Here is a 24879-nt window from a genome sequence, read left to right on the forward strand (position 1 = left end):
TTTATCTTGTCATTCTCTAAGTCTAGTGATAGAATAGAAAAAATTTGCCAAAATTTGGAGGATATTATGATTTCAACTGCAACAAAAATTGCCAACTTTGAATTTGCTAACTGCTTAATGAATGCCGCCGGTGTCTATTGCATGACCAAAAAAGAATTGCTCACAATTGAGCACTCTCAAGCCGGCTCATTTGTAACTAAAACGGGTACCTTAGAAAAAAGAGAGGGCAACCCCGAGCCACGCTATGCAGTAACTGAATTCGGTTCAATTAATTCTATGGGATTACCAAACTTAGGGTTTCATTATTATTTAGATTTCCTGATTGAATTGTCAAAAGATTCAACTAGCAAAAATCATTTTCTATCTGTAGTCGGAGTATCACCTGAAGATACTCACACCATCTTAAAAGCTATCCAGGAATCAGATTATCAAGGCTTGGTTGAATTGAACTTATCTTGTCCAAATGTTCCTGGAAAACCTCAAATTGCTTACGATTTTGAAACCACCTCACAATTATTAGCAGAAATCTTCTCCTACTTCACTAAACCACTTGGAGTAAAATTACCACCTTATTTTGACATTGTACATTTTGATCAAGCAGCTGAAGTCTTTAACCAGTTCCCTATAAAATTTGTTAACTGCGTTAATTCGATTGGAAACGGCCTTGTAATTGACGATGAAAGGGTTATTATAAAGCCTAAAAATGGTTTTGGTGGTATTGGTGGAGATTACATAAAACCAACTGCTTTAGCCAATGTACATGCTTTTTATCAACGACTAAACCCGTCTATACAAATTGTTGGCACAGGAGGAGTGAAATCCGGGCGAGATGCATTTGAACATATTCTTTGTGGCGCGAGTATGGTTCAAATCGGCACTGCTTTACAAGAAGAAGGACCTGAAATTTTTGAACGTATAACTGAAGAATTGAAAGAAATAATGAAAGAAAAAGGCTATCAAAGCTTAGATGATTTTCATGGAAAACTCAATTATATCAACTAGATCAAGTTTAGAAGTTTTTTGAAACTTAGTCTAAAAAGTAAGGCATTACATATCCGGGAGAAATAAGGGTTTGTACTGTGAAACTATTGCTCTAGAGTTCTTTTCTATGTAGTAAAAATGGCTGATATACTTATTGTCAGCCATTTCCGGAAAATTTTGGCAGAATTAGTTCAATGGACTAATTCTTTGTGATCCTTGAAATAAAAAGCGAGGGTCTAAAATTTTAACAATGGAATTCCAAAGGAAGTCCCCTGTATCCAGACCACCAAGAAAAGTGAAGACAAATGACTTTGTCTTCACTCTGAGACTACTTAAAGTAGTCTCTTTTATATTTAGTCGACTCATCTAATTGTGAATCATCACTTAGTTCAACTATATCATCATTATTTTTTGGCTTTCCTTTTATAAAATAAATATCTGATAATTTAATAAGAGCAACAATTTTGACAATTGAAAAAAGAGCTAAACCAATTAAAGCAAGTTCAAACATACTATCACCTCTAATAAATCTCGTAGTAATAGTATAACCGCTTTCACACTAAGTTTCAAGTTTGATATTATTTAAAGCCTAATAGTCGCATACCATTTAAGATAACCAAAATAGTCGACCCTTCATGACCTACAACTCCTAAAGGCAATGTCACCACTTGGAAAACGTTGGCTAAAATTAAAATACTAATGATAGAAAGAGCAAAGATAATATTTGTTTTAACAATTCCCTTCATTTTTCTTGATAATTTGATTGAGAACGGAATTTTTGTTAAATCATCCATAATTACACTATCAGCGCTTTCCATTGCGATGTCAGTTCCTGATCCAATTGCATAAGAAACGTCTGCTTGTGCAAGTGCAGGTGCATCATTTATCCCATCACCCACCATTGCTACAAAACCGTATTTTTCCTTAACGTCGTTAATACGAGTTACTTTATCTTGCGGCATACAGTTAGCAACAACATCATCAATACCTAATTTTTCAGCAACATATTTTGCTGTTTTCTCTTGATCCCCTGTTAACATAATAGTTTTAATCCCCATATCACGTAACATCTTAATAGCTTGACGAGATTCTTCTTTAATATCATCTAATAAAGCATAGTAAGCAACAAGCTCTGTTCCTTGACTTACATAAACTAAAGTTTTTCCTTGTCCTTCTAACTTTTCAATGTCAGCTTCTAAATGATTAATATGAGCAACAACCTCTAAGATAAATGATTTTTTGCCAATTCTCCATTCTTTTCCTTGATAATTAAAGATAAACCCTTTACCAGAAATTTCATGACTTTCTTCCAAAGTAAGGCGTTGACTTTCTTTTGTATATTCCTGTAATGCTTTAGAAATTGGATGACTAGATGCTTCTTCTGCTGTTTTTACCAGAGCGTCAATAACTAGCTTATCACCTTCATAATGACTATCAACCACTGAAGGTTTGCCTTGCGTTAATGTCCCCGTTTTATCCAACACGACTGCTTTAATATCACTCATATTGTCAATGATATCTCCACCTTTAATAATTAATCCTTTTCGCGCTGCTCTACTAATGGCCGACAGACTGGCAGGTGAGGATGAGGCAATTAATGCACACGGAGAAGCAACTGTTAGAAGTATCATTCCTCTATAAAATGCTGTTAGCCAATCCCATCCTAAAAGGAAATGACAACAAAGAATAAAGAATGGTACTAATAGTAACACAAATTTCACATAGGCATCTTCCAAATTTTCAATGAAAGTAGCCGTTTTACTTTTTTGAGTTTGTGCAGATTCCACTAAATTGACAATTTTTGCAAATAATGTATCTTCATTTTCAACTGTCACTAACATATCAATGGTTTGCCCTTCATTAATAGTCCCACCTATTAATGCTTGACCTTTTTCTTTATCAACTGTAATTGACTCACCAGTTACCATTGATTCATCAAATTGACCAAATGGGCTAAGTAATTCACCGTCAATTGGTACCGATTCACCTTTACGTACCTGAAGTCTATCACCAACATGCAATTGCTTTGTTTCAACTTCAATTATTTCATCTGAATTATCATAACGACGCGCTGTATCAGGTGTCAAATTCATCAAAGCTGAGATGGAATCTCTACTTTTCTCCAAAGCCATCTCTTCAAGTGTACTTGAAAGTGAGAAGATAAAGATAAGCAAGGCCCCCTCTAGCCAATAGCCAATAATTCCTGCACCAACAGCAGCCAATATCATTAAAACATCTACAGAAAGATGCTTATTTTGAATTAAATCTAATAGCCCTTCCTTTGCTGATTTATAACCCCCAATTACAAATCCAGCAATAAAAAATCCAACTCCTAGCTGTGGATGCTGTCCAAGCAATGGTAAACCAATTAAAATTAATAGTAAACACGTTAATGTTTCCAATAAATGAATATGTTCTTTAATCCAAGTCATGATGTTCCCTCCAAGTAAAACACGTTTAAAAATTGTCTTTATTTTTAAATTTTATTATCTACTTTAATTATAATCGTTCTAAATAAAAAAGTCAATTAATTTAGAATCATTCTAAATAAACTTAACCAGCTAAGGAAGTCATTTAGCTTGGATTATCTTAAAAACACAGTAACTTAATGAAATGGATTGTTAATAAGTTTTGCCTCCAAGACACATAAAAAAGCCTATCACATCAGCTTAAAAGCTTGATATGATAGGCTTTTTAAATATTAATTATTTAACAGCGTCTTTAAGAGCTTTACCTGCTTTGAATGCAGGTACTTTAGATGCTGCAATTTCAATTTCTGCACCAGTTTGTGGGTTACGACCTTTACGAGCTGCACGTTCGCGAACTTCAAAGTTACCAAAGCCGATTAATTGAACTTTTTCACCTTCTGAAAGGAATCCTTCGATTGCAGAGAATACAGCATCTACAGCTGCTGCTGAATCTTTTTTAGTAAGTTCAGTTGCTTCTGCAACTTTTGCGATTAAATCTTGTTTGTTAGCCATTTAACAAATCCTCCAATTAATTAATAAGCAATATGCTTTAACAATACTTATGATATCTAAAAAAAGCTTTCAGGTCAAGTATTTAACGTTATTTAAGCTTTTTTCTTATAAATATCGAAAGTAATTTGATTATTAATTAAATCCACTTTTTTTGCCTTTAAATAAATACCAGCACCATTTTTTATTTCTTGTAAGTTGACAATAATTGAAGATTTTTTACTATTTACAGTTACAAAGCTCGGTAGTTTATAAGTAGATTTAATATACTGGAGTACTTCTGACTCTGGTAACGGTAATGTCCCCGCAGAAATTGAAGAAACTTGTAGTTGTAAACTCCCATCTTCTAAAGCAATTGGTTGAAAATAAATATAAAGAGGAACTTCATAGCCTAGAAATTGATATTTGCCTTCAAAGATGATTGCTGAAGAGGTTGTGTAGATTTTATAGATCAAATCTTTTTTTTGATAATCTTGTAAGTAACTTGCTACAGTTTTATTAATTTGACTTCGATTTGTCGAAATCGTTCCAACCTTAACAGAGTTGGAAACTGTAGAAACAAGCTTTTGAGAATTTGGCTCTCTGACTTGAATCAGCCTACTTCCAATGACTAAAACAAGCGCAAAGTTAAAAGCTATTAAGAATAGACATGCTAACTTCCATTTGTTTTTTAGTTTTTTCGTTGTTTCACTTCTTTTCATGTTTTTTAATCGTCTCCAATACTGCATCTGACATTATTTGGTAACCAATATTATTCGGATGGAAATGATCTTGATTAAATAAGGCATCATTAACCACTCGAGTTTGATCCCCGGTCGATTGGACTATTCCTTCTTGTCCATTAATTCCTTTATACAAACGATTGTTGATGGGAACAAAATAGACACCCTTATAACTATCTGTAACCTCTTTTGTTTTACTATTCCAATTATCAATCACATCTTGCATTTCAGTTAATTCAGGAAAGTTAAGATAGAAAGGATTATAAATTCCCAAAATATAAATTTGGAGAGTTTTATTATCTTTACGCGCTAGCTTAATAATTTCTTTCAGGCGCACCTGATAATCCTCCCCTGGACCATCAAAACTTGATAATTTTAAATGCGCTAACTGTTTTCTAATAACAGCCATGACATCGTTTCCACCAACTGTTATCGTTAATAAGTTCGCCTTTTTAAGATCATTTTTCAAGGCTCTGTCTGATCGCATCCGCTGCAAAATTTGCTTACTAGTGTTACCTGACACCCCATAGTTTTGAGAAGATACGTCTGCTGACTTAAGGTCGCCCAGATCATTAGCTAATAGTGGAACAAAGCCACCTTGTCCGGTAGAATCCCCAACACCTTCTGTCAAAGAGTCCCCTAGAGCAACATAATGATAAGTGTGAGACTTTATTTGTAAGTAATCACTCTTTTTTATCTGAGCATCTGAATTTGGAATAACCCAATTCAATAGTAGCATACTCAAAATCAGACAAAGTGCAAAAAAAACAATATCTTTAAAAAACTGTCTTTTATTCATATTTAATCATTACGGCAAATGCGCCCTCTCCTGTATGCGTCTGAATAATAGAGCCTGTTTCTAGGAATGAAATAGGGCCACTATAGTAGTCTCTAATAATATTTCTTAAATGATTTGCTAAACCTTGATCACCTGCATATGAAATACCTAGCTCTGCAATAACCTTATCTTTAGTGTCACTCATATAGGTTTCTAACCATTTATTAAAGGTCTTATTACCACGACCTTTTGCCACGGTTTTAAGTTCAGCATTTTGTAATTCCATTAAGACTCTCATATTAAGTAGTGTAGAAATTAATCCAGTTACTCGGCCAATTCGTCCACCCTTGACCAAATTTTCAAGAGTTGACACACCAATAAATAGTTTTGTTTTCTCCTTAGTCTCTTGAATCTTTGTCAAAATATCAACTACTGAAGCACCCTCACTAGCTAACTTTGCTGCTTCCTCAACTTGGAATTTCATTCCTTGATCGGTAAAGCCAGAATCAATAATATGGCAATGAGCACCAGCTAATTCAGCTCCCTGACGTGACGCTTCAATGGTCCCGGACAAAGCTGGAGTAAGGTGAATTGCGATTATTTCATTATAGCCCTGCTCTATAAACTCTTTATAATATTCTGCAAAGAGACCAACTGGTGGCTGACTCGTTTTAGGAAGCTCCTTACTATTTTTCATTAATTTCAGAAACTGACCTTCTTCTTTCAGATCATTATCTGAATATAATTTCCCATCAACCATAACAGATAATGGCACGACAGTAATATCATATTTTTCAATTAACTCTTTTTCAATTGTAATAGATGAATCTGTTAGAATTTTTATCTTTTCCATGTATAAGTTCCGTTCTTTCACTTGACTTTTATCATTATATTTTAACATTGATTGTGCAAAAAATCAAAATTGGCAATCCACTCAAAAAGAGACGCGATTAAGCTGTCTCTTACTGAATTATGGCTTAATTAATAAATCTCTTGCCTGTTCTCGTGCCGTCTCAGTGATTTCATTTGCTGCTATCATATTAGCAATTTCTTCAACCCTTTGCTCATAGGTTAACAGACTAACTGTTGAAACAGTCGTGTCTTCCTTACTTTCTTTAGAAATAAAAAATTGATAGTCAGCAATAGCAATAACTTGCGGTAAATGCGAAATAGCAAGAACTTGTCCATGTTGACCAATTTTGTGAATCTTTCTAGCAATTGCTTGAGCTACACGACCTGATACGCCTGTATCAACCTCATCAAAGACAATACTAGTTTTATCTTCACGTTTTGATACTGCTGATTTGATAGCCAACATCAATCGGGATAATTCCCCACCTGATGCGACTTTAACTAATGGCTTAAAACCTTCCCCTGGGTTGGTTGAAATGTAAAATTCCACGGATTGATTTCCTTGAGAATTGAATTTAGAGGTTTCAAAACTAACTTGAAAATCTGCTTTCTCCATGTATAAATCTTTTAACTCTGCTTTAATATCAGCTTCCAATTGCTGAGCTAGCTTTTGTCTTTCTTCACTTAATTGATTTGCCTTTGTAACCAGCTCTTTCTCTAACGTTTTTAAGGTAGAATCAGTTACACTAGATGACTGAGTAGAACCTGTTAAGAGTTGATACTCTCTTTGAATATTATCATAATAATCTAGTAAGTCGTCAACAGAACCACCATATTTTCGAGTTAAACTATCAATTAGTGTTAGCCTACTCTCTATTTCCATGAGGCGAGCTCCATTAAAATCAAGAGAATCAACAGTATCTGACAGTTCTTTGGTGACATCTTCAAGAATATAGTATGCCTCAGAGATACTTGTTGAGAGCTTTTGATACTGAGTATCAAAAGACTCAATTGCCATTAAATCATTCATAGCTGATCGGATATTGTTTAAGCTTGAAAAGTTCTCATTATCTAGCATAGCGTAACTATTTGCTAATGTATCAGCAATATTTTTATGATTTAACAACCGTTGGTACTCTTGATTAAGACTCTCATCCTCTCCTCGTTGAAGATCTACTGCCTCAATCTCGGCCAATTGGAAAGATAGCATATCAATACGTTCTTTGTGTTCACGCTCATTTTTTTGTCTTTCAATAACCTGTTTGCGAACAGACTTGTAGTTGTTAAAAACCTCTTGATAATCATGTTTTAAAAGACTGAAATCTTGACTGCCAAATGAATCTAAAATAGCCAAGTGATGAGACGCTCTCATCAACTCTTCCTGGTCATGCTGACCATGGATATCAACTAAAAATTGTCCAACCTCTTTTAAAAACGTCACATTAACCATTTGCCCATTAATTCTACTAACACTTCGGCCATTAGCAAAAATTTCACGACGGATGATTAACTCTTCTTGACCATCTAAACCATTTTCCTCTAAAAGTAATTGTAATTCAGCATTTTTTTCAAGAGAGAAAAACCCTTCTATTTCTGCTTTCTTTTGACCATGTCGAATAACTTCTGTACTAGCACGCGCACCGAGCATCATATTCATTGCATCAATAATGATGGATTTACCGGCGCCTGTTTCCCCAGTTAGGACAGTCATGCCATTTTCAAATGTCAATGAAATTTCTTCGATGATTGCAAAATTTTTGATTGAGATTTCTAATAACATTCCATCTTCTTTCTATTACAACTTTTCTACTCTCCACAAGTTTACTTGTTGTCGAATATGATCGGCATCAATTTCAGTATTAGCAATTAATAATATGCTGTTGTCATCAACAATGACAGAAAAAATTAATTCTGCAAAGTCTGCCACCAAGTATTTTTTTATGAGCATAGCATTGCCTGGTACTACATTAAAAAATAAGTGGCATTTTAAATCAGATCGTTTCTCAGAAATACTTAGAATTGTACTTTTTATTGACCTTGGTCTTTGCAGGATTTTTTTGCCACTATCTTGAGATAACCCGTAAATATAGCGCCCATTCCCAGAAGGAATTTTTACAATGCCAATCTCATTCATATCTCGTGAAATGGTAGCTTGTGTTAATTCCAGACCTTCTTCTTTCAACAATGAAAGTAAATCATGTTGCGTTTCAATCTCATTTGTTAAGACCATTCGCTTTATTAAATCTAAACGTTCATTCTTCTTCATTTTGCTTAAATTCCTTATGTGCTTTTTCTACAACTTCAGAAAGTAATCTGTGATCTAGTTGTTTTGCCGGTTCAACATTTTCCATATAAGCTAGAAATTCAATATTTCCATGTCCTCCTTGTATTGGAGAAAAATCTAACCCTTTAATAGTAAATCCGAAATCCTCGGCAAAAGTTGTAACTTGTTCCAGTACTTTTATATGTACGGCTTTATCTTTTATAATCCCATTTTTACCCACCTGCGATTTACCAGCTTCAAACTGTGGTTTAATCAAAGCAACTACTTTTCCAGATTCGGCTAAAATTGTTTTTAATGCCGGTAAAATAAGATGTAATGAGATAAAAGAGACATCAATACTGGCAAAGATTGGTTGCCCTTCTGAAAAATCTTCTAACTGTGCATAACGAAAATTATACTGCTCCATACTTTGAACACGTTTATCTTGGCGTAATTTCCAAACTAACTGATTTGTTCCTACATCAACAGCATAAACTAATTGCGCTCCTGATTGCAGCATCACATCTGTGAAGCCTCCTGTAGAAGCCCCAATATCAATACAAACTTGGTCTTTAACCGATATGTCAAAAGTGGTTAACGCTTTTTCAAGCTTTAAGCCACCTCTACTGACATATTTAAGCTTCTCACCTTTTAATTTTAACTCTATTCCATCATCAATTTTCTCACCAGGTTTATCAAAACGTTGTCCATTAATTACTGAGATAACTAAGCCAGCCATAACACCTCTTTTGGCTTGTTCTCTAGTATCAAATAAACCTTGTTTGTAAGCTAATACATCCACTCTTTCTTTAGGCATCTAATCTTAACCTTTCTACTAATGCAATCAGATTTTCTGGCTGAAAATTTATCTGGCTTGCAAGCTTTTCAAAAATTAATAAAGCATCATTCAAATCAGCATTTAAAATGTGATACGATTTTTCCAAACCGACTAAACCTGGATAGGTTGATTTGTTTGCTTTGATATCTTTATTTGGTGTTTTACCTAATTCTTCAAATTTTGCGGTGATATCAAGAATATCATCTCTCACCTGAAAAGCATGGCCAATTAACTCTCCAGCTTTTGTTAAATCAGTAACGATAGTATCAGGCAGTTTTGCAATAATTGCTGCTGCAGTAAATGGATAAGCTAATAATTTTCCTGTTTTATGGTTATGAATTTCTTGTAACTCTGACAAATTCAAGTCTAGACCTTCTGCTTTCATATCAAGCATTTGCCCTCCAACCATTCCAAAGGTTCCAGCTGCAAGTGCTAGTTGGGAAATTAGGGTTACTTTAACCTGAGCATCAAAAGTTGTCTCCGAAATTAATAAAAAGGGGTCAATAAATAAGCTATCCCCTGCTAAAATTGCTGTAGCTTCATCAAACTGTTTGTGGTTTGTCAATCGACCACGGCGATAATCATCGTCGTCCATTGCTGGTAAGTCATCATGAATTAAACTTCCCGTATGAACCATTTCTAAGGCAGAAGCAACTTTTAAATGATTTTGATTAATCTCTTGTTGAAGCGCTTCTAGAACTTCAAGTAGAAAAAGGGGACGAATTCTCTTGCCGCCTGAATCAACAGAATACATAATTGCTTCAATGAGATCTTCTGAAACAGACTGATAATGATGATAAAATTGATTAATTGTCTGATTAATTTCTCGTAACTTATCCATTAAGCATCCATATCTACTTCTGTGCCATCAGCTTGCATAACTTTTACTAAAGTCTTTTCAGCATTTTGCAATGTTTTTTGAAGATCCTTTGAAAGTACCATTCCTTTTTGAAATTCTGTTATGGCTGTTTCAAGAGGAACATCACCATTTTCAAGTTTTGAGACGATCATTTCCAATTCTTGTAAATTTTCTTCAAATGTTTTCTTTGTTGACATCTTTTACCTCTACTTCTACTTGACCATCTCTTAGTTGAATACTAAGTTGATCACCTTTTTCTATTTCTGTAATAGAAGCTATAACTTTATTATCTTTCTGTAAGAGAGCATAGCCTCGTGCAATAATACGACTGGTATCGAGTGATAACAAGGTATCCTGTGCTTTTTCAAAACGTCTTAATTTAGCTTCATATGACGCTTTTGTATTGAATATTAACTGTTGATTAAGACTTGTAACCCTGTCCTGGAAACGATTAATGCGACTGATTAAGTCTATCGACTGTAGTCTATGCCTCATTTGAATTTCTGATTCTTTATTGCTAGACAGAGTTTCCTTGAGTGATGACAGTAAGCTCATGTTAAGACGATCTAACTTTTGAAGATAGCCATCATACAACCTTTCAGGTTGACGAAAAATAACTGACTGCGCAAGCTTATTCACTCGTTCTTGCTTTTCTTTAACAATTCGATTACTTGCTTGAAAAGCACGGGTCTGCCGCTCATTTATCCAGGCTAAGATATCAGCTTTGGTTACAGGTGTCGCTAATTCAGCAGCTGCAGTTGGCGTTGCAGCTCGGCGATCGGCGACGAAGTCCGCCAAAGTCGTATCCGTTTCATGACCAACACTGGAAATAATGGGAAGCTGAGATTCAAATATGGCATGAACTACTTTTTCTTCATTAAAAGCCCAAAGATCCTCAATTGAACCGCCACCGCGGCCAACAATCAATAGATCCAGATCATCTCTTTGGTTTGCTTTAATAATATTATCAACAACTTCTTGAGCGGCACCTTCACCTTGTACTTTTGTTGGAAATAATAATATCTCAATACCTGGAAAGCGACGAGAAATCGTCGTAATGATATCACGAATAACCGCACCACTAGGAGAAGTTAACACGCCAACTTTAGTCACAAACTGTGGTAAAGCTTGCTTATGTTTATCATCAAAATAGCCTTCCGTCGTCAATTTCTTTTTTAATTGTTCAAACTGCAAAGCTAGGGCACCAATGCCGTCTGGTTCTGCTCGTTCTATGATGATAGAATAAGCACCCGATGGCTCATAGAGTTGGATACGTCCTATAACGTTAAGCTTCATGCCCTCTTCTAAATCAAACCCTAACTTACTGTAAACACCTGCCCACATTGTGGCTTGAATGACTGCACCTTCATCTTTTAGAGAAAAATACTGATGCTTTGGTCGTTTTCTAAAATTGGAAATCTGCCCAGTCAGATAAACCCTCTCTAAATAGGGATCCCGGTCAAACTTCAGTTTTAAATATTTCGTCAGATTACTGACACTTAAATAGTCTGCCATCAGGTTACCTTTCCTTACTATTACAGGCAATTACGCCATTTTACACTATTGCAATTATACCATTTTTAATGATAAATTGTGACTATAAGGGTCAAAAAAGAAGCCTTTTTCGGCTTCTCAATTTAAAATTATTTTTCTTGATTAACGAATTTTTTCATCCATTTAGGGACTTCTTGACTGATTTGAGTTGGAAGTACAACGTAATGGTCGCTAGAAAGGGCTTTAGCTATTGCGGAATGGAGATAAGTTGCTGCAGCAACCACTTGAAATGGAGGTGACTGCCTAAACTGAGCTAAAAAACCAGCAATTAATCCAGCCAGTGTATCTCCCATTCCACCAGTTGCTTGATAAGAGCCTCCAATAGTTAGAACAGCCACTTCCGAATGAGTGATAATTTTTGTTTGCTCACTTTTTGCAACTAGAATGCTTCCTTCTGGAAATACAGTCAAAGCTTTTTGTGAACGTTCTGTAGTTTGTTCGTCTATTGGAATGGCAGATAATCTTTCCCACTCTTTTTGATGTGGTGTTAAAACAAGTCTCTTATTCTCTAAGATGGTAATATCTTCTCTTGCTAAAAGGGATAGGGCTGAGCCATCTATGATTAAAGACTGGTATTGACTGCAAGAATCGACTACTAACTTGAATAAATGATAAGCTCTGCTATCTTCCCCAAGTCCTGGTCCTATTAAGAGGATATCTGCTTCCGTAATTGCTTTTTCTAAGGATGTCTGATCATCAACTGAAATTCCCATAGCTTCTGGAAGGTGACTATGCAATGCTATAATATTTTCTTTGTCAGTCGCAACCGTTACTAATCCAGCACCACTTTTTACTGCTGCAATAGCAGACATGATAATAGCACCACCATAAGGATAAAGACCGCCAATTAGAAGAACTCGGCCAAAATCGCCTTTATGACTCTTTTGAGGCCTAGGACAAATGACCCTACTTACAAACTCTTGATCTAAATTCATTTTGTCACACTTCTTAAACAAGCTTGATAAGTCTGTTCCAAAAGCATTGTGATTGTCATCGGTCCAACGCCACCTGGGACCGGGGTGATATAGCTTGCTAATGGTGATACTTGAGCAAAATCGACATCCCCAATTAATTTACCATTATCATCGCGGTTCATTCCAACATCAATAACTACAGCACCTTTTTTGATGAAGTCTTTGGTGATAAAGTTTCCTTGTCCAATTGCAACAATTAATATATCAGCTTGACTTGCTATTTTTGATAAATGTTTGGTTCGCGAATGAGCCAAAGTTACGGTTGCATTTTTATCTAATAACAATTGAGCCATTGGTTTTCCTACAATATTTGAGCGACCAATGATTACTGCATTTTTTCCCTCTAAATCGATATTATATTCACTGAACATTTCCATAATACCAGCTGGTGTGCATGGAACCATGAGCGGTCTTCCTGACCACAGATGACCTGTATTCATCGGATGAAAACCATCCACATCTTTATGAGGATCAATTGATAGAATGATTTTTTTATCATTGATATGAGCAGGTAAAGGTAATTGAACTAATATCCCATGGATTGTGTCATCTGCGTTATATTGATCAATGATTGCAATCAATTCTTCTTGACAAGTGGATTCTGATAAACGGACTGTTTCACTTTTGAAACCTGCTGCAATAGCAGCTTTTTCTTTATTTCTGACATAAACTTGACTTGCAGGATTATTACCAACCAAAATAACAACGAGCCCAGGAACCGTTTGATATCTCTCTTTTAGCACTTGTACTTTTTCAGCTAAATTTCTTTGAATTTTTTGAGCGAGTGCTTTACCATCTATTATTTGTGTCATCTTTGTTTTTCCTTATCTCTATTTTTATTATTATACCAAAAAAAGAGGGACTATCCCTCTTATTATTCTTTCTTATGCATTTTTTCTTTAATTGGACATGAACAATCACAGTCTCCACAGGAGCCATTTTGACTGTTATAATATATTAAACTAAGTAATACAAGGACAAGTAAAATAATAAAAACGATTACTGTAGACACGACTTTTATTCCTCTCCAAAATTGATAATATTAGTTAATGTAATTAAATCTGAATGACTTTCTTTTGGTTTTCGTAAGACCAAATAAGAAACGAGACCGACTAAAAATACAGCAATAACTGTCAGAAGCGAAACCTTACCTGTCTGAATGACTAGCCCGAGTTGATAAATCAGAAAACTCATCAAATAAGCCAGGACCGTTTGAAATAAAATAGCAAATAAAGACCATTTTCTACTATTCATTTCACGCTTAATGGCTCCGATTGCTGCAAAACAAGGAGCGCACAGTAGGTTAAATACCAAAAATGAATAAGCTGCCAAAGGAGGATAGTCCAATCTTAATTGATGCCATAAGAGTCCTGAATTAGAGGCATCTGAAATCTGATTGTTTTGATAAAAAATACCAAATGTCGCAACAACAGTTTCTTTAGCCAATAAACCTGAAAAGGTCGCCACTGTGGCCTTCCAGTTACCAAATCCTAAAGGTGAAAAGATCCAAGCAAACTGTTGTCCTAGTATAGCTAGGATACTATCTTGAGCATTAACAGCTTGAAAATGAAAATTATAAGAGGTCAAATACCAAAGGGCAATGGTTAAAACAAAAATAACTGTACCTGCTCTTTTAACAAAGCTTAACGCTTTGTTATAGGCGTACAAAACAACTGTCGGAAAATGGGGTAAGTGATAAGAAGGCAATTCCATAATAAAGGGACTGGCTTGACTTGAGAGTAATTTTGTTTTTTTCAAGGCAATACCTGATAGTATTATAGAGACAATACCAATAAAATAAGCACTTGGAGCAATTAAAGGATTGTTTGGAAAGAAAACTCCTGAAATAAGAGCAACGATAGACATTTTTGCAGAACAAGGCATAAATGTAGATGTCATAATGGTTATCTTGCGGTCTTGTTCATTTTCAATTGTACGACTGGCCATAATTGCTGGAACACCACATCCTGTCGCTATCAACATGGGAATAAATGTCTTTCCCGAAAGCCCAAACTTGCGAAAAATGCGATCCATAACAAAGGCAATCCGACTCATATAACCAATATCTTCAAGTATTCCTAAACAAAAAAATAACACAAATAACTGTGGAACAAAACCTAAGACGGCACCAATCCCCGCAATAACACCATCAATAATTAAAGACTTTAACCAATACTCTACTTTTAAATAAGTCAAAAAAGTCTGCATAGAATCAGGAACGAGTTTTCCAAATAAATAATCGTTAACCCAATCAGTTCCTAAAGTACCAATTGTTTGAATGGATAAATAATAAACAATAAACATAATAACAGCAAAAATTGGTAAGGCTAAAAAACGATTGGTAATCAGATTATCAATCTTATCGGATAATTTCAGTTCAAAATTATCTTTTTTGATTTGAGCCATTTGACAAACGGTATCAATATAGGCATATCTTTGATTAATAACAATCGATTCCGCATCTTCCATAAAGATTTTTTCTGTGATTGCTGAAATAGATTCGATTTCTTTAACAATAGTTGATGGTAAATTGAGATGAGCTTGAACTAACGGATCTCTTTCAAATAATTTTATGAGATAATGGCGTCTACTCACTCCTAAATCATAGTCAGATAACAGTTGATTTATCTGACTTAAGGCCGCTTCAAGCCGATCGTCATAGATTGGATATGGTGATGGAGAGCCATTAGTAACAATTTTTTGAATCTGTTTTATAAATGAATCAATTCCTTTATTTTTCAAGGCACTAATGGATACTACCGGTACCCCAAGTTGATAACTAAGCTTGTTACTATTAATCTGGTGCCCATTTTTTTCCACCACATCAATCATATTCAATGCAAGTAAACATGGAACCCCAAGCTCTAGGAGTTGGGTTGTTAGATAAAGATTTCTTTCAAGGTTTGAAGCATCCAAGACATCAATAATGACTTGTGATTGACCACTCAGTAAGTAATCTCTTGCCACCTTTTCCTCTGAGGTATAAGGCGATAAAGAGTACACACCTGGTAAATCTTGAATTTCAATAGCCTTATCAAGTTTAAGCAAACCACTTTTTCGATCAACAGTGACACCTGGCCAATTTCCAACTTTTTGGTTACTACCAGTTAATAAATTAAATAAACTTGTTTTTCCACTATTGGGATTACCAATTAATGTAACTTTCCTCATAATTCCTCTTACATACCTATCTTCGATTGACACTAATTAATTGTGCTTCTGATTTTCTCAGTGTTAGTTCGAATCCCCTTATTGAGATTTCAATTGGATCTCCTAGAGGCGCAACCTTTATTAGTTTAACTTGTGTGCCTTTTGTTAAGCCCATATCCATTAAATGTCGCTTAGTTTCTTTAGCAGTATAAATAGTCTCGATATATGCCACTTCACCTACAAAAAGGTCTGTCAATGGAATAGCATTTTGAGAATCTGGTAATACTTCAACGACAATATTTTCTAAAATACTTTTATCAAATGCTAGACGTTGGCCAGCTAAAATAAGAATTGCACTTACTTTTGTTTTTGAAATTAACATGACTTGTCTATCAGGTAACATTCCCAAATGAGATAAGTATCTTTGAAAAGAGTCTGGAAGATTAATAGATGTTATGATGTACTTTTTTCCGATTTCGGCTTGCAATATATTCAAAATAATCTCCTTTTATACCTTCCAATTATAACATAGGATAATAAAAATGTATTCCTTCTCAAGAATATTATTAAAAATAGGTTAAAAAAATAAACCGGCTTCAACCGGCTTATCCTACAAGACTTTACTAAGGAAATCTTTTGTTCTTTCTTCTTTTGGATTATCAAAGAGGTCAGTTGGACTGCCTTCTTCAACAACAAGACCTCCATCCATAAAAATGACACGATCTGCAACTTCTTTTGCAAAGCCCATTTCATGAGTTACAATTGCCATCGTCATTCCAGATAAAGCAAGGTCCTTCATTACAGTGAGGACTTCCCCAACCATTTCTGGATCAAGAGCAGAGGTTGGTTCATCAAACAAGAGCATATCCGGATTCATCGCTAAACTTCTTGCAATTGCAATCCTTTGCTGTTGGCCACCTGAAAGGGAAGCCGGATAGGCATTAGCCTTATCAACCAGACCAACCTTTTCCAAAAGAATTTGTCCATTTTGTTTAGCATCACTTTTACTAATGCCTTTTGTTTTAATTGGTGAGATTGTAATATTTTCCATAACGGTCATATTAGGAAAGAGATTAAACTGTTGAAAAACCATTCCCATTTTTTCACGCATTTTGAAAATATCATTTTTCTTATCAGTAATGTCGACACCTTCAAAGGTAATTTTCCCCTGACTTGGAACTTCTAATAAATTCATCGTTCTCAACAAGGTTGATTTCCCTGAACCAGATGGTCCGATGATTACAAGAACTTCTCCTTTTTCGATACTCAAGTCAATTCCTTTGAGAACATGATTATTCTCAAAGGATTTATGTAACCCTTCGATTGTTAATAGCGTTTGATTCATAAACTCTTAGCTCCCTGTCCCATTTTTTTCTCTAGTAATTGTAGTAACTGTGACATGACAGTTGTCACCATTAAGTAATAAAATGCAGCAAATAATAATGGCGTAATTGGTAGATAGGTAGCAGTAACAACAGATTGCGCACCATTCCATAATTCCATAACACCAATTGTTTGCAAGAGGGCACTGTCTTTAATAATAGTAATAAATTCATTGCCCAGAGCTGGTAAAATATTTTTAAAAGCTTGAGGTAAGATAACATAACGCATAGCATTTTTAGGACGAATCCCTAAAGAATAGGCAGCTTCTAACTGGCCTGCTGGAACAGCTTCAATTCCCGCTCTGACAATTTCTGATATATAGGCGCCGCTATTCAATGAAATAATAATTACCCCAGGTAGGAGGCGTGAAAAATCAAGATTTAAAACGCCAAATTCAATGACCGGCATCTGATTAAAATGCATCCAAGCAAAGGCAATCATTATTTGAACAACCATAGGTGTGCCACGAAAGATCCAGACATAAAAGTTAGCGAGCAATCTCAATGGTGGAAAAGAACTTCTTTTTAAAAAAGTAATAAAAACACCTAGTATAGTACCAAAAAATACGACTGAAATTGAAATTAAAATTGTGACGAGGACGCCATAATTAAAGTAGCCCCAATAGTGTGGCAGAAAAGAAAAATTCATATTTATACTCCAAAGTTCCTAAATAATAAAAAACAATGAAATAATTATAACACTTGCTGTATAATAATACAATACAAAAATAAAAAACCTGCTAATGCAAGTTTTCCACTACAAAACTATTGAAGTCATTAATATAATAAATCGTAAATTTCCATTGCAATTAAATCAATGCTATCAAATGAATATGATTCACGTGCATCAACATCACGTAATGTAAAAACTGGTCCAGTTTCAAGATCGTTAGCAAATGATACTTCTGCTACAACTACACCATCACGTTCAAAATTTCTTTTTAAATTGCCACCGTCATTAACCATTAATTCAAGGCGGTTGATGATTCTCACTAAATGTGATTCCATTTCAATTCTCCTATTTCTAAGTTTTCCATATTATTTTAACACAAATTACCCTAAACAAACACTAAAAGAGATAATTTTCTCAATCTTTTCAGTCATACTATTCAGGATCTTTCTTTTATCCTATTAAAAACAGTAAATCATGCATTTATCACTCCTAATAATAGAGTGCTAAAACAAGGAACTTTTTACTTGATTTCCTCTAAGAGGGTGCTATAATATGGTTATAAAGTTTGACCTTGTTTGACTATAAGTCAATCACGTTAATAGAAATGCAATGGAGGTATTCTATGCTCTGTCAAAATTGTCAATTAAATGAAGCTTCAATCCATTTATATACTAATGTCAATGGGAAACAAAAACAAATTGATTTGTGTCAAAATTGTTACCAAATCATGAAAACTGATGCTAATAATTCCATTTTAGGTGGTATTGGTGCTCGAAATGAGTCAAAACAGGATCCAGTCAATCCATTTTTTGATGATTTCTTTGGAGATCTCAATAACTTTAGATCTTTTGGAGATCTTCCAAATACCCCTCCAACACAAGCCGGAGGTAATGGTGGGAACAATGGAAAAATCCCTAACCAACAGTCTTCTCGCCACCAAGCGTCACAGACAAATCAGCAAGCTAAAGGCTTACTTGAAGAATTTGGTATTAATGTGACTGACATTGCTCGTAAAGGTGGCATAGACCCTGTAATTGGACGCGATGAAGAAATCACACGCGTTATTGAAATTCTAAATCGACGAACTAAAAATAACCCCGTCCTAATCGGAGAACCTGGTGTTGGGAAAACGGCTGTCGTCGAAGGGTTAGCCCAAAAAATTGTTGATAGTGATGTTCCCTATAAACTCCAGGGGAAACAAGTCATCCGCTTAGATGTGGTCAGTCTTGTTCAAGGAACAGGCATCCGTGGCCAGTTTGAAGAACGCATGCAAAAATTGATGGAAGAAATCAGAAATCGACAAGATGTCATTTTATTTATTGATGAGATTCATGAAATTGTCGGTGCCGGGAATGCTGGTGACGGGAATATGGATGCTGGAAATATTTTAAAACCAGCCTTAGCTCGTGGCGAGTTACAACTTGTTGGGGCAACAACTCTAAATGAATACCGTATCATTGAAAAAGATGCCGCCCTTGAACGGAGAATGCAACCTGTCAAAGTTGAAGAGCCATCTGTTGAAGAAACAATAACTATTCTAAAAGGTATTCAAGGTAAATATGAAGATTACCATCATGTGAAATATACTGATGATGCCATTAGTGCAGCAGCAACATTATCTAATCGTTATATTCAAGATCGTTTTTTACCAGATAAAGCCATTGATCTATTGGACGAGGCTGGTTCAAAATTGAATTTGACTTTAACCTTCGTTGATCCAAAAGAGATTGATCAGCGTCTCGTCGAAGCTGAAAACTTAAAAGCGCAAGCTACTCGTGATGAAGACTATGAACGCGCAGCTTATTTCCGTGATCAAATCATTAAATATAAAGACTTACAAAAACAAAAAGTTGAACAAGAAGATACGCCGATCATCACCGAAAAAACAATTGAGAGTATCCTTGAAGAAAAAACGAGTATTCCTGTTGGCGAGTTAAAAGAAAAAGAACAATCGCAATTGATTCACCTAGCAGATGACCTTAAATCTCATGTCATTGGGCAAGACGATGCCGTTGATAAGATTGCAAAAGCTATTCGTCGTAATCGCGTTGGTCTCGGCTCACCAAATCGTCCTATTGGTTCTTTCCTATTTGTAGGGCCAACTGGGGTCGGCAAAACTGAATTATCGAAACAATTAGCTATCGAACTCTTTGGTAGTGCTGATAACATGATTCGTTTTGACATGTCAGAGTATATGGAAAAACATGCGGTTTCTAAATTAGTCGGTGCCCCTCCTGGTTATGTTGGCTATGATGAGGCTGGGCAATTGACTGAAAAAGTCCGTCGTAACCCTTATTCTCTGATTTTACTGGATGAAATTGAAAAAGCGCATCCTGATGTGATGCACATGTTCCTTCAAGTATTAGATGATGGTCGTTTGACGGATGGGCAGGGCCGAACAGTAAGCTTTAAAGATACTATTATTATTATGACCTCAAATGCTGGAACTAGTACAAATGAAGCATCGGTTGGTTTTGGGGCTGCCCGCGAAGGCCGAACTTCTTCTGTTCTGGGACAATTATCACATTTCTTCAATCCTGAATTTATGAACCGATTTGACGGTATTATTGAATTCCAAACATTAAACAAAGATAACCTCTTACATATTGTTGATTTAATGTTAGCTGATGTCAATGACAGACTCAATCAAAATGGCCTACATTTAGATGTGACTGGTAAGGTTAAAGAGAAGCTTGTCGACCTTGGTTATAATCCCAAAATGGGTGCTCGACCTTTACGTCGCACTATTCAAGATTACATTGAAGATGCCATTACTGACTTTTACCTAGAAAATCCAAGTGAAAAAGAACTAAAAGCAATGATGACAAGCAATGGTAATATTATTATAAAATCTGCTAAAAAAACAAGTCCTATTGTGAAAGAAGATTCAAAAGCTAATTAAAAAGAAAAGTTGATATTAGGGAGCCCCTTTTATCAACTTTTTTGCTAGTTATCTTATTATGTAAATGTTCAAACAAATAAAAAAAAATGAAGCGCTATCCTTTTTTTTTTAGTATAATATAAGCAAGGAGGGAACCCTTATGACAGTTCCAAAATTCGGTGAAAAGATTGATGGAAAAGAGTACATCTCTCGCTATGGCGTTTATGCAGTGATTCCAAATCATACTCAAACAGAAATTGTATTAGTTCAAGCCCCTAACGGCTCATGGTTTCTACCTGGTGGTGAAATTGAAAAAGGTGAAGATCATTCCTCTGCCCTCGAGAGAGAATTGATTGAAGAGCTAGGTTACTCTGCTCAAATTGGCTATTATTATGGACAAGCGGATGAATATTTTTATTCTCGACATAGAGATACCTACTACTATAATCCCGCTTATCTTTACGAAGTGACAGCTTATACAATTGAGGGTGATCCTCTAGAAGACTTCAATAATATTGCTTGGTTCCCAATCGAAACCGCAATAGCTAAACTAAAACGCGGAAGCCACAAATGGGCAATCAAAGAATGGCAAAAAAAACACCATTCCTAATGAAAATATAGATTCATAAACATGATGATCTATTAAAGAGGAGGAATTTATGAGACTCATAAATACAACAGGCAGTCACCCAGAACTTGTAAGAAACCAGCTGACCAATACTGATGCTAAATTAGTTGAAGTATATTCTGCCGGAAATACAGATGTCATCTTCACAATGGCACCTAAACATTATGAATTATTAATTACAAATAAATACCGTGCCATTAAAGAAGAAGAATTAGAAGTCATTCGTGAATTTTTCCTTAAACGTAAAATTGATCAAAATCGTGTCATAAAAGGTAAGACCAAAATGGTACACACCAATAATCTGATTGAAATATCATTTCCAATAAAAGAAGACTAACTGTTATAGTTAGTCTTCTTTTATTACTCTTTAAACAATAATCACATCTAAAACACCCCAATCATCAGATTTTTTGTCCAATAATTGGGGTGTCATATCTCTTATCTTAACTTTGAAACTGACTAAAACGTCAAGTTAATGACTTAGTTTGTTTCAAATCCTTGAGCTACTGCTTCAGGGAAGTTTTCTTCAATGATTTTTGCACTTGCATCACAGACAAATGCTCCATAAGGACGCATTCTTGTCGTCGGATCCACACGGCGAGAACGTTCACAAACTTCACCTTCTGCATGTTCAACAGTAAATGCAATACCATCAAATGCCACTGCATTTTCAGGAGCATCTTCAAGATCTGCAACTGTTAATTGAGAGACGATCATTAATAAGGCAATATCACTATCTAATGCTGTTAAAAGTGTTTTAACTTGTGGACTAGCATAAATTGTTAAGTGAGCTTCTAGGGATTTACCAATAATTTTTTCATTTCGAGCTTCTTCTAATGCTTTTTGAGCTTGTGTACGAAGTACCATGAATGATTCCCAGGCTGATAAGATATCCTCTTCACCTTCAAAGGTTTCAGCTACTGGTAATTCTGATAACTGAACAAATTCTTCATTTTCAAATTCTAAATATGACCAAATTTCTTCCGCTGTATGAGGTAAAATTGGAGTTAATAATTTAGTAATCTTAACCAAGACATCATAGAATACTGTTTGCATACGACGACGTTCTAGGCTATTAGCTCCTTCAATATAAACAACATCTTTTGCAAAATCAAGATAGAATGCAGATAAATCAATCGTCACAAAGTTAACAACTGCTTTGTAGATTGCCATGAAGTCATAGCTTGCATAAGAATTATTAATGACTTCTACTAATTTGTTAAATTTGATTGTCATATACTTATCAACAGCGGCAAGATTTTCATAAGAAACTGTATCAGTATTAGGATTGAAATCTGAAGTATTAGCAATCAAGAAACGTAGCGTATTTCTGATTTTACGATAAGTTTCTGAAACTTGACCAAGAATTTCCATTGATACACGAACATCATTATCAGTATCAACCGATGTTACCCAAAGACGTAGGATTTCTGCACCGTACTGTTTTGCGACATCATTTGGAGAAATGATATTCCCTTTTGATTTAGACATTTTCTCGCCTTTACCGTCTAATACAAAACCTTGCGACAAAATAGACTTATAAGGAGTGTGACCATTAACAGCAACCGATGTAATTAATGATGAATTAAACCAGCCACGGTACTGATCTGAGCCTTCTAGGTATAAATCAGCTGGATATTCCAAATGATCACGGGCATTCATAACACCGTTCCAAGATGAACCTGAATCAAACCAAACATCCATGATATCAGTTTCTTTTGTAAATTCACCATTTGGTGAACCTGGATGCGTAAAGCCTTCTGGTAAGAGTTCTTTAGCTTCTTTTTTCCACCAAATAATCGAACCTTCTACTTCAAAGAGATTAGCAACATGGTCAGTTACGTCTTTAGACATAATCGCTGTACCATCTTCAGCATAGAAGATAGGTAGTGGAACACCCCAAGCACGTTGACGAGAGATTACCCAGTCACCACGGTCACGAATCATGTTAAATAGACGTGTTTTACCCCATGATGGATGGAAATTAACTTTTTCGATTTCATCTAAGATATCTTGTCTAAAGTCGGAAACTGATGCAAACCATTGAGGAACAGCACGCCAGATAATTGGCTTTTTAGTACGCCAATCGAATGGATATGAGTGGTTGATGACTTCACTAGCTAATAATAAGTCACCTAATTTTTCTTTTACAATTGGGGTAACTTTATCATAAAACTGACCTTGAAAATCTGGACCAGCATTTTCCATCATCATTCCGCGTCCATCAACTGTTACGGCAACTTCTAATTTATATTTACTTCCGACATTATAGTCATCTTCACCAAAACCTGGTGCTGTATGGACAATACCTGTACCTGAGTCAAGTGTAACGTGGTCACCTAAGATAACTAATTCATCAACTTCTCTATCCCAAGGATGCTCAGTCACAATATACTCTAATTCACTTCCTTTGAAGCTATTAAGAACCTCAAATTCAGTCCAATCAAATTTACTTGCTAAGCTATCCAGCAATCCTTCTGCAACAACGTATTTACGGTCACTTCCAAGAGGTTGAACTTGAACATAGTCCATATCAGGACCAACTGTTAAACCACGTGACGCAGTTACTGTGAATGGTGTTGTTGTCCACACAACGATATAAGTATCTGTATCTAATTTACCTTTGCCATCTTTTACTTTGTTGGCGTAGTATAATGAGGTTGAATCAATATCATGGTACTCAATTTCAGCTTCAGCTAAGGCTGACTCTGAAGACCATGACCAATAAACTGGTTTTGCACCGCGATAAATATAGCCTTTATCAGCCATTGCACCAAAAACGCGAATTTGATCTGCTTCATATTGAGGCATCAAAGTTACATAAGGGTTATCCCAATCAGCTGATACGCCTAAACGTTTGAAATCTTCTCGCTGTTTATCAACCTGGCTAAGGGCGTATTCGCGACACATTTCCAAATACTCAGTCAAGCCCATTTCTTTACGTTTAACACCTTTTTTAGCTAATACCTGTTCAATAGGTAGGCCATGTGTATCCCATCCCGGAACATATGGTGCTTGGTAACCAGACATTGATTTAGAACGAACAATGATATCTTTTGAAATTTTATTAAGAGCATGCCCTACGTGAATATTTCCATTGGCATAAGGCGGTCCATCATGTAAATGAAAACTTGGTTTTCCTTCATTTAATTGTTGACGTTTTTGGTAAATATTAGCTTGAAACCATGCTTCTTGCCATTGAGGTTCTTTATTAGGAAGTCCTGCTCTCATTGGAAAAGCAGTTTTTCCAAGATTTAACGTTTCTTTTAATTTCATTTTTAACTCCTTAGTCATCTGTAATCTAATTGACAATATAAAAAGAGCCTTATCCTAGAAAGGACGAAAGCTCGCGGTACCACCTTAATT

Annotated in this window: 25 protein-coding genes; 4 read left to right on the forward strand and 21 right to left on the reverse strand. The window is 35.4% G+C overall.

Annotated features, from left to right (window positions below; translation table 11 throughout):
• Window positions 1-66: 66 nt before the first annotated feature.
• Window positions 67-1002 (forward strand): dihydroorotate oxidase, encoded by a 936-nt coding sequence (locus tag ACVRZD_RS03295; RefSeq protein ID WP_037625900.1) that lies wholly within the window; start codon window positions 67-69, stop codon window positions 1000-1002.
• Between the two features lie 307 nt (window positions 1003-1309).
• Here ACVRZD_RS03295 and ACVRZD_RS03300 read toward each other — a convergent pair whose 3' ends face one another.
• From ACVRZD_RS03300 to ACVRZD_RS03390, 20 genes are all read right to left on the reverse strand, one after another.
• Entirely contained in the window at window positions 1310-1492 is a 183-nt protein-coding gene (locus ACVRZD_RS03300; protein ID WP_037625902.1) for a hypothetical protein, read from the reverse strand.
• 67 nt (window positions 1493-1559) lie between these two features.
• Window positions 1560-3413 carry a heavy metal translocating P-type ATPase gene (locus ACVRZD_RS03305; protein WP_037625904.1) on the reverse strand — a complete coding sequence of 618 codons (1854 nt, stop codon included), beginning with the start codon at window positions 3411-3413 and terminating at the stop codon, window positions 1560-1562.
• Window positions 3414-3686: 273 nt separating this feature from the next.
• A complete protein-coding gene (hbs, locus tag ACVRZD_RS03310; protein ID WP_037625905.1) occupies window positions 3687-3962 on the reverse strand; it encodes a non-specific DNA-binding protein Hbs in 276 nt (91 codons plus the stop codon).
• 92 nt (window positions 3963-4054) lie between these two features.
• Window positions 4055-4660 carry a YpmS family protein gene (locus tag ACVRZD_RS03315; protein WP_037625907.1) on the reverse strand — a complete coding sequence of 202 codons (606 nt, stop codon included), beginning with the start codon at window positions 4658-4660 and terminating at the stop codon, window positions 4055-4057.
• Window positions 4647-5480 carry an SGNH/GDSL hydrolase family protein gene (locus ACVRZD_RS03320; RefSeq protein WP_037625910.1) on the reverse strand — a complete coding sequence of 278 codons (834 nt, stop codon included), beginning with the start codon at window positions 5478-5480 and terminating at the stop codon, window positions 4647-4649. Before ACVRZD_RS03320 ends, ACVRZD_RS03315 begins: the two co-directional genes overlap by 14 nt.
• A complete protein-coding gene (fakB, locus tag ACVRZD_RS03325) occupies window positions 5473-6312 on the reverse strand; it encodes a fatty acid kinase binding subunit FakB (protein WP_037625912.1) in 840 nt (279 codons plus the stop codon). The genes ACVRZD_RS03320 and fakB overlap by 8 nt, the downstream gene beginning before the upstream one ends.
• A 117-nt stretch (window positions 6313-6429) precedes the next feature.
• Complete coding sequence (recN, locus tag ACVRZD_RS03330) at window positions 6430-8091, reverse strand: DNA repair protein RecN (RefSeq protein ID WP_037625914.1); 1662 nt, start codon at window positions 8089-8091, stop codon at window positions 6430-6432.
• 15 nt (window positions 8092-8106) lie between these two features.
• A complete protein-coding gene (locus ACVRZD_RS03335) occupies window positions 8107-8577 on the reverse strand; it encodes an arginine repressor (RefSeq protein ID WP_037625918.1) in 471 nt (156 codons plus the stop codon).
• Window positions 8564-9391 carry a TlyA family RNA methyltransferase gene (locus ACVRZD_RS03340; protein ID WP_037625919.1) on the reverse strand — a complete coding sequence of 276 codons (828 nt, stop codon included), beginning with the start codon at window positions 9389-9391 and terminating at the stop codon, window positions 8564-8566. The genes ACVRZD_RS03335 and ACVRZD_RS03340 overlap by 14 nt, the downstream gene beginning before the upstream one ends.
• Window positions 9384-10253: a polyprenyl synthetase family protein gene (locus tag ACVRZD_RS03345; RefSeq protein ID WP_037625921.1), complete on the reverse strand. Its 870-nt coding sequence runs from the start codon at window positions 10251-10253 to the stop codon at window positions 9384-9386. Before ACVRZD_RS03345 ends, ACVRZD_RS03340 begins: the two co-directional genes overlap by 8 nt.
• Window positions 10253-10468 (reverse strand): exodeoxyribonuclease VII small subunit, encoded by a 216-nt coding sequence (locus ACVRZD_RS03350; RefSeq protein WP_037625923.1) that lies wholly within the window; start codon window positions 10466-10468, stop codon window positions 10253-10255. The genes ACVRZD_RS03345 and ACVRZD_RS03350 overlap by 1 nt, the downstream gene beginning before the upstream one ends.
• A complete protein-coding gene (gene xseA / locus ACVRZD_RS03355; RefSeq protein WP_037625925.1) occupies window positions 10446-11786 on the reverse strand; it encodes an exodeoxyribonuclease VII large subunit in 1341 nt (446 codons plus the stop codon). Before xseA ends, ACVRZD_RS03350 begins: the two co-directional genes overlap by 23 nt.
• Window positions 11787-11914: 128 nt before the next feature.
• Entirely contained in the window at window positions 11915-12760 is an 846-nt protein-coding gene (locus ACVRZD_RS03360) for an NAD(P)H-hydrate dehydratase (RefSeq protein ID WP_447450265.1), read from the reverse strand.
• Entirely contained in the window at window positions 12757-13611 is an 855-nt protein-coding gene (locus ACVRZD_RS03365) for a bifunctional methylenetetrahydrofolate dehydrogenase/methenyltetrahydrofolate cyclohydrolase (RefSeq protein WP_037625927.1), read from the reverse strand. The genes ACVRZD_RS03360 and ACVRZD_RS03365 overlap by 4 nt, the downstream gene beginning before the upstream one ends.
• A gap of 62 nt (window positions 13612-13673) precedes the next feature.
• The gene (locus ACVRZD_RS10645; RefSeq protein WP_230588946.1) at window positions 13674-13811 is read right to left on the reverse strand and encodes a FeoB-associated Cys-rich membrane protein; all 138 of its coding nucleotides are present in this window, start codon (window positions 13809-13811) and stop codon (window positions 13674-13676) included.
• A gap of 5 nt (window positions 13812-13816) precedes the next feature.
• Window positions 13817-15970, reverse strand: a complete 2154-nt coding sequence (gene feoB, locus ACVRZD_RS03370; protein ID WP_037625930.1) for a ferrous iron transport protein B — start codon at window positions 15968-15970, stop codon at window positions 13817-13819.
• Window positions 15971-15986: 16 nt separating this feature from the next.
• Window positions 15987-16445 (reverse strand): ferrous iron transport protein A, encoded by a 459-nt coding sequence (locus tag ACVRZD_RS03375; protein ID WP_037625932.1) that lies wholly within the window; start codon window positions 16443-16445, stop codon window positions 15987-15989.
• 114 nt (window positions 16446-16559) lie between these two features.
• Window positions 16560-17294 carry an amino acid ABC transporter ATP-binding protein gene (locus ACVRZD_RS03380; protein ID WP_037625934.1) on the reverse strand — a complete coding sequence of 245 codons (735 nt, stop codon included), beginning with the start codon at window positions 17292-17294 and terminating at the stop codon, window positions 16560-16562.
• Complete coding sequence (locus ACVRZD_RS03385) at window positions 17291-17980, reverse strand: amino acid ABC transporter permease (RefSeq protein WP_447450266.1); 690 nt, start codon at window positions 17978-17980, stop codon at window positions 17291-17293. Before ACVRZD_RS03385 ends, ACVRZD_RS03380 begins: the two co-directional genes overlap by 4 nt.
• A gap of 128 nt (window positions 17981-18108) precedes the next feature.
• Entirely contained in the window at window positions 18109-18339 is a 231-nt protein-coding gene (locus ACVRZD_RS03390) for a DUF1797 family protein (protein ID WP_037625936.1), read from the reverse strand.
• A gap of 287 nt (window positions 18340-18626) precedes the next feature.
• Between ACVRZD_RS03390 and ACVRZD_RS03395 the strand changes: the two genes are divergently transcribed.
• From ACVRZD_RS03395 to ACVRZD_RS03405, 3 genes are all read left to right on the forward strand, one after another.
• Window positions 18627-20906, forward strand: a complete 2280-nt coding sequence (locus ACVRZD_RS03395; protein ID WP_447450267.1) for an ATP-dependent Clp protease ATP-binding subunit — start codon at window positions 18627-18629, stop codon at window positions 20904-20906.
• Window positions 20907-21045: 139 nt separating this feature from the next.
• Window positions 21046-21495: an NUDIX hydrolase gene (locus ACVRZD_RS03400; RefSeq protein WP_037625937.1), complete on the forward strand. Its 450-nt coding sequence runs from the start codon at window positions 21046-21048 to the stop codon at window positions 21493-21495.
• A 49-nt stretch (window positions 21496-21544) separates the two neighbouring features.
• The gene (locus tag ACVRZD_RS03405; protein WP_037625939.1) at window positions 21545-21850 is read left to right on the forward strand and encodes a DUF1827 family protein; all 306 of its coding nucleotides are present in this window, start codon (window positions 21545-21547) and stop codon (window positions 21848-21850) included.
• A gap of 143 nt (window positions 21851-21993) precedes the next feature.
• Here the strand turns inward: ACVRZD_RS03405 and ileS are convergent, their stop codons facing one another.
• Window positions 21994-24789, reverse strand: coding sequence for an isoleucine--tRNA ligase (gene ileS / locus ACVRZD_RS03410; protein ID WP_447450268.1), 2796 nt, complete (start codon window positions 24787-24789; stop codon window positions 21994-21996).
• Window positions 24790-24879: the final 90 nt, after the last annotated feature.

It is taken from the genome of Streptococcus hongkongensis (assembly GCF_053206145.1).

Bases quoted from the DNA above. Each gene is read 5' to 3' on its own strand.
- recN (WP_037625914.1), bottom strand. From the start codon at position 8,091: ATGTTATTAGAAATCTCAATCAAAAATTTTGCAATCATCGAAGAAATT.
- ACVRZD_RS03350 (WP_037625923.1), bottom strand. From the start codon at position 10,468: ATGTCAACAAAGAAAACATTTGAAGAAAATTTACAAGAATTGGAAATG.
- ACVRZD_RS03385 (WP_447450266.1), bottom strand. From the start codon at position 17,980: ATGAATTTTTCTTTTCTGCCACACTATTGGGGCTACTTTAATTATGGC.
- ACVRZD_RS03335 (WP_037625918.1), bottom strand. From the start codon at position 8,577: ATGAAGAAGAATGAACGTTTAGATTTAATAAAGCGAATGGTCTTAACA.
- fakB (WP_037625912.1), bottom strand. From the start codon at position 6,312: ATGGAAAAGATAAAAATTCTAACAGATTCATCTATTACAATTGAAAAA.
- ACVRZD_RS03340 (WP_037625919.1), bottom strand. From the start codon at position 9,391: ATGCCTAAAGAAAGAGTGGATGTATTAGCTTACAAACAAGGTTTATTT.
- ACVRZD_RS03365 (WP_037625927.1), bottom strand. From the start codon at position 13,611: ATGACACAAATAATAGATGGTAAAGCACTCGCTCAAAAAATTCAAAGA.
- ACVRZD_RS03400 (WP_037625937.1), top strand. From the start codon at position 21,046: ATGACAGTTCCAAAATTCGGTGAAAAGATTGATGGAAAAGAGTACATC.
- ACVRZD_RS03380 (WP_037625934.1), bottom strand. From the start codon at position 17,294: ATGAATCAAACGCTATTAACAATCGAAGGGTTACATAAATCCTTTGAG.
- ACVRZD_RS03395 (WP_447450267.1), top strand. From the start codon at position 18,627: ATGCTCTGTCAAAATTGTCAATTAAATGAAGCTTCAATCCATTTATAT.
- ACVRZD_RS03360 (WP_447450265.1), bottom strand. From the start codon at position 12,760: ATGAATTTAGATCAAGAGTTTGTAAGTAGGGTCATTTGTCCTAGGCCT.
- ACVRZD_RS03345 (WP_037625921.1), bottom strand. From the start codon at position 10,253: ATGGATAAGTTACGAGAAATTAATCAGACAATTAATCAATTTTATCAT.
- xseA (WP_037625925.1), bottom strand. From the start codon at position 11,786: ATGGCAGACTATTTAAGTGTCAGTAATCTGACGAAATATTTAAAACTG.
- ACVRZD_RS03295 (WP_037625900.1), top strand. From the start codon at position 67: ATGATTTCAACTGCAACAAAAATTGCCAACTTTGAATTTGCTAACTGC.
- hbs (WP_037625905.1), bottom strand. From the start codon at position 3,962: ATGGCTAACAAACAAGATTTAATCGCAAAAGTTGCAGAAGCAACTGAA.
- ACVRZD_RS03305 (WP_037625904.1), bottom strand. From the start codon at position 3,413: ATGACTTGGATTAAAGAACATATTCATTTATTGGAAACATTAACGTGT.
- ACVRZD_RS03315 (WP_037625907.1), bottom strand. From the start codon at position 4,660: ATGAAAAGAAGTGAAACAACGAAAAAACTAAAAAACAAATGGAAGTTA.
- ACVRZD_RS03405 (WP_037625939.1), top strand. From the start codon at position 21,545: ATGAGACTCATAAATACAACAGGCAGTCACCCAGAACTTGTAAGAAAC.
- ACVRZD_RS03320 (WP_037625910.1), bottom strand. From the start codon at position 5,480: ATGAATAAAAGACAGTTTTTTAAAGATATTGTTTTTTTTGCACTTTGT.
- ACVRZD_RS03300 (WP_037625902.1), bottom strand. From the start codon at position 1,492: ATGTTTGAACTTGCTTTAATTGGTTTAGCTCTTTTTTCAATTGTCAAA.
- ileS (WP_447450268.1), bottom strand. From the start codon at position 24,789: ATGAAATTAAAAGAAACGTTAAATCTTGGAAAAACTGCTTTTCCAATG.
- feoB (WP_037625930.1), bottom strand. From the start codon at position 15,970: ATGAGGAAAGTTACATTAATTGGTAATCCCAATAGTGGAAAAACAAGT.
- ACVRZD_RS03390 (WP_037625936.1), bottom strand. From the start codon at position 18,339: ATGGAATCACATTTAGTGAGAATCATCAACCGCCTTGAATTAATGGTT.